The organism is Pseudonocardia lacus, from assembly GCF_018531445.1.
Classification (GTDB): domain Bacteria; phylum Actinomycetota; class Actinomycetes; order Mycobacteriales; family Pseudonocardiaceae; genus Pseudonocardia; species Pseudonocardia lacus.
Map to the genome: position 1 here is coordinate 26,371 of NZ_JAHDTH010000072.1, position 7,506 is coordinate 33,876.

9 protein-coding genes and 1 tRNA gene are annotated in these 7,506 nt (G+C 71.9%); 5 read left to right on the forward strand and 5 right to left on the reverse strand.

Annotated features, from left to right (window positions below; translation table 11 throughout):
- Window positions 1-7: 7 nt before the first annotated feature.
- The 4 genes from KIK08_RS17065 to KIK08_RS17075 all read right to left on the reverse strand — a co-directional run bounded on the left by KIK08_RS17065 (window position 8) and on the right by KIK08_RS17075 (window position 2,368).
- Window positions 8-979 carry an alpha/beta fold hydrolase gene (locus tag KIK08_RS17065; RefSeq protein WP_250557184.1) on the reverse strand — a complete coding sequence of 324 codons (972 nt, stop codon included), beginning with the start codon at window positions 977-979 and terminating at the stop codon, window positions 8-10.
- Between the two features lie 262 nt (window positions 980-1,241).
- A complete protein-coding gene (locus tag KIK08_RS17070; protein WP_214404153.1) occupies window positions 1,242-1,892 on the reverse strand; it encodes a TMEM175 family protein in 651 nt (216 codons plus the stop codon).
- Between the two features lie 51 nt (window positions 1,893-1,943).
- Window positions 1,944-2,078, reverse strand: a complete 135-nt coding sequence (locus KIK08_RS41045) for a hypothetical protein (protein ID WP_256446276.1) — start codon at window positions 2,076-2,078, stop codon at window positions 1,944-1,946.
- Window positions 2,069-2,368, reverse strand: a complete 300-nt coding sequence (locus tag KIK08_RS17075; RefSeq protein ID WP_214404154.1) for a hypothetical protein — start codon at window positions 2,366-2,368, stop codon at window positions 2,069-2,071. The genes KIK08_RS41045 and KIK08_RS17075 overlap by 10 nt, the downstream gene beginning before the upstream one ends.
- Window positions 2,369-2,951: 583 nt before the next feature.
- On the opposite strand from KIK08_RS17075, the gene KIK08_RS17080 reads away from it, so the two are divergent.
- Window positions 2,952-3,548 carry a DUF8817 family protein gene (locus tag KIK08_RS17080; RefSeq protein WP_214404155.1) on the forward strand — a complete coding sequence of 199 codons (597 nt, stop codon included), beginning with the start codon at window positions 2,952-2,954 and terminating at the stop codon, window positions 3,546-3,548.
- 681 nt (window positions 3,549-4,229) lie between these two features.
- On the opposite strand, the gene KIK08_RS17085 is transcribed toward KIK08_RS17080, so the two are convergent.
- Window positions 4,230-4,305: transfer RNA gene (locus KIK08_RS17085), tRNA-Lys, on the reverse strand.
- A 109-nt stretch (window positions 4,306-4,414) separates the two neighbouring features.
- On the opposite strand from KIK08_RS17085, the gene KIK08_RS17090 reads away from it, so the two are divergent.
- The 4 genes from KIK08_RS17090 to KIK08_RS17105 form a co-directional block, all read left to right on the forward strand.
- A complete protein-coding gene (locus tag KIK08_RS17090; protein WP_214404156.1) occupies window positions 4,415-4,981 on the forward strand; it encodes a superoxide dismutase family protein in 567 nt (188 codons plus the stop codon).
- A 20-nt stretch (window positions 4,982-5,001) separates the two neighbouring features.
- A complete protein-coding gene (gene dusB / locus KIK08_RS17095; protein WP_214404158.1) occupies window positions 5,002-6,141 on the forward strand; it encodes a tRNA dihydrouridine synthase DusB in 1,140 nt (379 codons plus the stop codon).
- 213 nt (window positions 6,142-6,354) lie between these two features.
- Window positions 6,355-7,161 (forward strand): GGDEF domain-containing protein, encoded by an 807-nt coding sequence (locus KIK08_RS17100; protein ID WP_214404159.1) that lies wholly within the window; start codon window positions 6,355-6,357, stop codon window positions 7,159-7,161.
- An 85-nt stretch (window positions 7,162-7,246) separates the two neighbouring features.
- Window positions 7,247-7,506 (forward strand): hypothetical protein (locus KIK08_RS17105; RefSeq protein WP_408004681.1); only part of this gene is annotated, 260 nt, incomplete at its 3' end.

The following is a 7,506-nucleotide window of genomic DNA, read 5'->3' on the forward strand; positions in this document are numbered from 1 at the left end:
CGAGGAACTACGTGACATCCCGCTGGTCCAGCCATTTCAGGATCGCCCGGTTCGTCTCCTCGGGCTTCTCCTGCTGGATCCAGTGACCGCAGTCCAGGGCGACCACTTCCACGTCGGGCACGAATTCCGCCAACCTCTCGGACCTCGCGACCGCATCACGGTCGCCGTAGATCATGAGAGCGGGCTGCCGGATGATCGGCTCCACGTCGGCCAGCAAGCGCCAGTTGCGGTCTAGGTTCCGGTACCAGTTGATGCTGCCCGTGAACCCCGTCGACTCGAAGGCGGAGGCGAAGACGGCCAGCTCACGCTCACTCATGACGGGCTCACCCAGCGGCTTCTCCGCCCTGGCCAGCTCGATCAACGCCATGCCCGGTCGGGGCTCTCCCGGGGGCGCGTCCTTCCGGAACATGTTGCGCAGGAACCGGGCCGGGTTCTCGTCGAACACGGCGTCGGCGACGCCCGGCCGTCGGTTGAAGTGGACGAAGTAGAAGTCGCTGCCGAGCACGTCCTCCATGACCTCGATCCAGGGCCTTTCCCCGCGCTCCTGGTAGGGCAGGCTCAGGCTCACCAACCCGTTCACGCGGTCGGGGTGCAGCATGGTCAGGCCCCAGACGACCATCGCACCCCAGTCGTGCCCGACGAAGGTGGCGTCGTCGTACCCGTAGTGGTCGAGCAGCGCGACGAGATCACCCGACAGGTGTTCGATGTCGTAGTCCGTCACGTCGGCCGGGCAGGATGAACGCCCGTAGCCCCGCTGGTTCGGGACGATGACGTGGTATCCCGCCGCGGCGAGGACGGGCACCTGGTGGCGCCAGGAGAAGGCGTGCTCGGGCCAGCCGTGGCAGAGCACGACGGGTTTCCCTGCGTTCTCTCGGCCTGCTTCGAAGACTTCGAGTTCCACACCGTTGACCGGGATGATCGTGGGCTCGGGAAACGGGTCGACGCGGTCGTGGGTGGCGGGACTCGTCGGTGAGGTCATGTCGTCATCCTGCGGCCGAAACCGATCACCCCCTGACCGCTTTTACGGGCAGTGTTGCCGGGGTGCGAACCGTCCGGATCGACCGCGTGTCATCCGTCGACCCGACCGACGACCCCGTGCACCGACCCGAGGACTTCGACCTGGCCGAGAGATCGCGGTCCCGGGCACATCTCGCAGCCCTGGCTGTCTTCTCGCAGCGCGCCGGCGGGCTGCGAGAACACGCCTGGCACTGCGCGGACGCCACCACCTCTGCGCGGGCCGCTCACGCCTCGGCGCTGGATGTGCGGCGCCGGAACGCGTGGAACGGCACGATGATGAACACGGCGATCGCCAGGTATCCGAGCACGGCCAGCACCGGCAGGAACAGCCCGACGACGATCATCACGAGGTAGCCGCCCAGGCTGGGCACCAGTCGCCTGCTGAGCATGGCCACGTCCTCGTCCGTGGTGTCGGGTCGCACCAGCCGCGCGCGGAGCGCGTACCGCCACAGCACACCGACCAGGGCGGACGCCAGCAGCAGGTTGATGCCGTAGACCGTGGTCGCGACCCGCCCGGCGCCCTCGAAGCGGAAGTGCTCCGCGAGCAGGCGCGTCGGGAACGGGAGGAAGGAGACGACCAGCAGCACCAGCAGGTTGAGCCGGACGAGCACCGCGTTCGCGGCGGACAGGTACCCGGTGATGACCGTGTGCTTGAGCCAGATCGCCCCGATCGTCGCGAAGCTGACCAGGTAGGACAGGTACGAGGGCCACTGGTCGAGCACCGCGCCGAGCAGGTCGTCCTCGGCGCCGTCGGGCACTGCGATCTCCAGGACCAGCAGCGTGATGGCGATCGCGAACACGCCGTCGCTGAACGCTTCCATCCGACTGGTGCGCAGGCCCGGTCGCCGGGCGGATCCGGGCTCCTCATCGGACATGAGCGGGCTCCTTCCGGGTCGACCCGTCCGCCGGCCGGCCGGCGGGCGGCGTCACCGCGGTCGACCGACCGTCGTGGCGGACAGGAACGCGCGGTCCGCACCGCTGATGCTGCGGGTCCGCCCGGTGACGGTGAGCATCGCCCGGGACCGGATGCCGTGCGAGCTGCTGCCCGCGCTCACCTCCACCGGACCGGGCTCCTCCCGGGCGACATCATGACCGGCGACAGCGCCTGGGCGAGGCCGACGGAGCGCATCTGGCGGCGCATGCGGTCGGGCCATCTCCCGCACACCGTCCGGGTTCCAGGTCGCGGCCAGCCCGATCGCGGTCGGGATGTGCGTGAACTGGCCGACACCACGCCGTTCAGCGCCTCGTTGTGGAAGATCGCCGGGATCTTCAGGCGGGTCTCGGTGACCAGGTAGCGCTGGATGGCGTTGACGGTGGCGGCGACCTCCTGCGGGGACGTGTAGCCGAACAACCCCAGCCCCGCTCACGTGCCCGATTCCCCTCCCCAGCTGGGCATCGAGCATGCTGGGAAGCGGTCCGCCGGGGCCGAGCAGCGCGAACGGCGCGACAGCCGACAGCTGCATCGCCTTCTCCTCGACGGTCATCTCGCGCAGCAGCTCGTCCGCACGCTGCATCGGGTGGTCGAGATGCTGGTCATGGCGGCTCCTCGCGCTCGCTCCGACTGCCACAGATCACGGGCGTCGCAGAACAGCAGGCAAGGAGCCCGGTCAGAATGTCCGCAACGCCCGGGTCCGACGACGTCGGCCGCCATGCCGGGGGCGCCACCGGAGGCCCCGTCGATGCGCCACGATCTCCCGCTGCGACCGGGCGGACAGCTGGTCCGGCCGGCCTTCGGCAGCAGTGTCCTCCCCGCCGCCGAACTCCACCAGAGCTTCGTCGGCGGACGGTTCACGATGCGCCGACCCGGTGAGCAGCACCTCGAACCCGGCGACCCGGACCGGGCCACGGCGGCCGTGGACGAGCGGAGCTGCACTGCTGCTCGCAGGAGAAATTGGCTCGTGTCGTTTCGGCAGGTCCGGGCCTAGCATCGGGCAGTGGCGAACGAACTGACCATTCCGCTCCTGCCCTGTCCGTCCATCGACGAGATCGCGTCGTTCTACGAGATGCTCGGCTTCGAGATCACCTATCGGCAGACGCGGCCGAACCCGCACATCGCGGTGCGGCGGGAGGACATCAATCTGCACTTCTTCGGGATGGACGGCTACGACCCGGCGCAGTCGTACAGCACGTGCCTGGTCATCGTGGCGGACACCAGCGAGCTGTTCGAGGCATTCGCGGCGGGGATGCGGTCCGTGCACGGAAAACTGCTCATCTCCGGAATCCCGCGCATGACCCGGCCGCGGCTGCGCAACGACCGGTACACCGGGTTCACCGTCGTCGATCCGGGCGGCAACTGGATCCGGATCAACAAGGCCGCCAAGGAACCCGAGGCTCAGACCAAGCTCGCCAAAGCCATGGAGAACGCCGCGAGGCAGGCGGATGCGCACGGCGACGAACACCAGGGGCTGAAGATCCTGGAAGGCGCGTTGAAGCGGGCGACCGGCGACGAACCGGAGTTTCCGGCGGTGCAGGAGTACCGCGACGAGCTGATCGAACGGATCAAGGGGTCTGAGCCGCGTCCAGGCGCTTGAGCGCGGCCCTGACCACCTCGGGGTCGTAGGTCGTCCAGAACGGGGACTGAGGCAGGCGGACACGGCAACTCCCGGTGATCGAGCAGGCGTAGGAACCCGCGATGATCGCCGAGGCGGCCGTGTCCGCTCGACGTGCTCGACCGTGCGCCACGGCCCACCGGGTTCGATCAGTTCGGTCGTGAACAGCAGGGCTCACCGAGGAGCCGTGCAGGAATGGTTGCGGCGCCGCGGACGTCGTCGCCGACGATTCCGCGAGTCGGCGCGGCACAATGCAGTGTTGTAGCTGACTTCGACACCGCGGGGCAGCGCGGTCCGGGTCTCCCGGGTGCGATGTCCCGACGCGGAGCAGGGATCACATGGCTGACACGACAGCCCCGTCCGGCCTGGCGACCGGGACGTGACGACCGGCCATCGCGAGAACACCGACGAGGCGCCGCTGGGACTGCGGACCGTGCAGGAGCGCGCCGCGCAGGGCCAGGCGGCGCGTGCCGCCGCCCCGTTGGAGGCACATGCCCGAGTTCCGGCGAGCCGATGACGTGGACCCGGTGCGGGTGTTGCTCGGCCAGGCGGGCTGGCCGGCCAGAACACCGCGTACGACCGGTCCCGGCTCCGCGGCGCCCGCGGCGCTTCGACGGCGAGCAGGCGGCACGGTAAGCCGGTCCCGTTGCCGCTGGTCGAAGCTGGTGGGCCCCCGGGGGATCGAACCCCGAACCCGCGGATTAAAAGTCCGCTGCTCTGCCGATTGAGCTAGAGGCCCGCGCCGCCCGGGCGGCGCCCACAGCCTACGTCGCGATCCCCCGGTCACTCGATCGGCGCACAGGCCGACCTGCCCGAAGCTACCGCCCGTCAGCCTGCATGCTGTAACGATGCGACCACACAGGGTCATCGTCGCTGGGCCGGTGGCCGTGCTCCTGCTCGCCGGTTGCGGCGGTAGCGAGCCGGTCGGGTCGGGGCCGCCCGCGCGGGATGTGGCGGTCAACGCCACGTTCATGACCACCCCGGAGGTGGCCATCACCTACTCCGAGGACCTCGTCCGGGTGGGGGCTCGGGGGGCGGTGAGCGCGCACGCCGACGAGGGGGGCACGACCGTCCGGCTCGCGGTGCGCGGGTTGCTGCCGGACCGGGTCTACGGGGCGCACGCGCATGCGCTGCCGTGCGGGGCGGACGGGGACGCGGCGGGGCCGCACTTCCAGCACGAGCCCGATCCCGGCCAGCCGAGCACGGACCCGCGGTTCGCGAACCCGGAGAACGAGGTGTGGCTCGACCTCACGACCGACGCGAACGGGGCCGGGAGCGTGGAGACGGTCGTGCCGTGGCAGTTCACGGACCGGCGGGCGCGGTCGGTCGTCATCCACGCCGAACCGACCCGGACGGGGCCGGGTGAGGCGGGGACGGCGGGGCAGCGCGTCGCCTGCGTCAGCGTCGATTTCTGAGGAGAGGACAATGGGACAGCGTGAGTGTCCCGACCGCCGTCCGGGCCCCGTTGCGCATCGGGCCCCACACCTGCCAGACGCCGGTGGTGCTGGCCCCGATGGCCGGCATCACCAACGCCGGGTTCCGCCGGCTCTGCCGTGAGCAGGGGGCGGGCTTCTACGTCTGCGAGATGATCACATCGCGGGGGTTGGTGGAGAAGAACCCGCTGACCTTCCGCATGATCGCCATGGACCCGGACGAGCAGCCGCGGTCGATGCAGCTCTACGGCGTCGATCCGGCGACGATCGGTGCCGCCGTGCGGATGATCGTCGAGCGCGACCTCGCCGACCACGTCGACCTCAACTTCGGCTGCCCCGTCCCCAAGGTCACCCGGCGCGGTGGCGGGGCGGCGCTGCCCTACAAGCGGCGGCTGTTCGAGCGGATCGTGCGGGCCGCCGTCGACAACGCAGGCGCCCTGCCGGTGACGGTCAAGATGCGCATCGGCATCGACGACGAGCGCCACACCTACCTCGACGCCGCCCGGCGGGCCGTCGACGCGGGCGTCGCCGCGGTCGCCCTGCACGCGCGCACCGCCGCGCAGCGCTACTCCGGCACCGCGGACTGGTCGAAGATCGCCCGCCTGCGCGAGGCCGTCCCGGCGGAGGTGCCGGTGCTGGGAAACGGCGACATCTTCAGCGCCGCCGACGCGCTGCGGATGGTCGCCGAGACCGGCTGCGACGGGGTCGTCGTCGGGCGGGGGTGCCTCGGGCGGCCGTGGCTGTTCGCCGACCTGGAGGCGGCGTTCGCGGGGCGGCCGCTGCCGGAGCCGCCGTCGCTGGGCCAGGTGGCGGCGACGATGCGCCGCCACGCCGTGCTGCTGCAGGCGTACATGGGCCCGGACAAGGGCATCCGCGACATGCGCAAGCACATCGCCTGGTACCTCAAGGGCTTCCCGGTCGGCGGCGACCTGCGCCGCAGCCTCGCCATGGTGGGCAGCCTCGACGAGCTCGACGAGCTGCTGGCCCGGCTCGACGCCGACGAGCCCTTCCCGGCCGACGCCGACGGCCCGCGCGGGCGGCAGGGCAGCCCGGGGCGGGTGGTGCTGCCCGAGCACTGGCTGGACGACCCGGACGACCCGAGCGTCCCCTTCGGCGCGGAGCTGGAGCACTCCGGCGGCTGAGCCACCGTCGAGAACGACGCTACGGGATCGATGAGGCCGAAGTTGATCCCATAACGTCGTTCTCAGCGGGTCTGGGCGGCGGGAACACGCCAACGTCGGGCACCGTCCGCGACGATTCGCCCATCGGTCGGGTGGAGCGGTACGCGAACGGGTGCGGGGGGCTCAAGGGGCCCGCGGGGGCAGTCGACTCCTCTGGCGAGCAGGGAGGTGCCGATGGTCGCGGTCCACACCACGGCGGGGCTCCGGGGCCGCTCGGCGGCCCAGGAGATCGCGCTGGCCGAGGACCTCGCCGCGGCGGGTCGGTGGGAGGAGGCCTACGCCCACCTGCGGTCGGCCGTGCGGTCGCTGCAGGGGTCCGGGGCGCCCGCCGACGAGCTCGACCGGCTGCGCCGCGAGCACGCCGAGGCGCGGGAGCAGAGCCGCCGCGACAGCCTCACCGCCAGCTACAACCGCCGCTACCTCGACGAGCGCCTGGTCGCGATGCTCGCCGACCCGGCCTCGCGCGGGGCGGCCGGCATCTCCGTCGCGCTCGTCGACGTCGACCACTTCAAGCAGGTCAACGACGGTTTCGGCCACCAGTTCGGCGATCGGGTCCTGCAGCGCATCGTCGACGAACTGGCCGCCGCCCTGCCCCCGGAGGCGTTCTGCGCGCGGTACGGCGGCGAGGAGTTCGCGCTCGTGCTGCCGCGCCACGAGCTCGCCGACGCCGTCCGGGTCTGCGAGGCGGCGCGCAACCGGATCGCCCGCTACCGGTGGGACCAGCTGGCCGCCGGGCTGCGGGTCACGGTGAGCGTCGGCGTGACGCACAGCGCGGGCCCGGTCACCGACCCCGGCGGGCTCATCGGCACGGCCGACACCCTGCTGTACGCGGCGAAGGACTCCGGGCGCAACGCGGTCGCCTTCCGGGACGCCCGCACCGGGCTCGTCCGGCTCGCCGGACCGGCCGGCGGGCGGCGGTCGATCCCGCAGGCGACGCGGGTATCGAGACCCGCCCGTGACCTCAGCGGGTCACCTCCGTAAGCTCACGCTCCGTCAGGAGGGGGCGGGCCGTGCGGGTGAGCACCCGCGTGCCCGCCCCCTGCTCGTACGGGTCGCGGGAGGTGGCGTGGTCGACGACCGGGACCGCACGCCCCGCCGCGGTGGCACCGACGTCCGCCGCGAGTCCGTCGAGGACATCCTCGCCCGCAACGGACTGGGCGGCGCGGCTTCCGGACCGCACACCTCGACCGGCGGCCGGGCGGCTCGCCGGCGGGCCGCCGAGGAGCAGGAACGCGCGCTGAGCGACGCCGCCCCTCCCCCGCCCCGGGCTCCCCAGGGCGGGCGGCACTCGGCGCGGGCGCCGCAGCCCGAACCCGTGGCCGGTCC

What these genes read in the sequence shown, in the direction of transcription:
- KIK08_RS17065 (WP_250557184.1), bottom strand. Translation starts at nt 979, where the DNA reads ATGACCTCACCGACGAGTCCCGCCACCCACGACCGCGTCGACCCGTTT.
- KIK08_RS17070 (WP_214404153.1), bottom strand. Translation starts at nt 1,892, where the DNA reads ATGTCCGATGAGGAGCCCGGATCCGCCCGGCGACCGGGCCTGCGCACC.
- KIK08_RS17090 (WP_214404156.1), top strand. Translation starts at nt 4,415, where the DNA reads ATGCGACCACACAGGGTCATCGTCGCTGGGCCGGTGGCCGTGCTCCTG.
- KIK08_RS17100 (WP_214404159.1), top strand. Translation starts at nt 6,355, where the DNA reads ATGGTCGCGGTCCACACCACGGCGGGGCTCCGGGGCCGCTCGGCGGCC.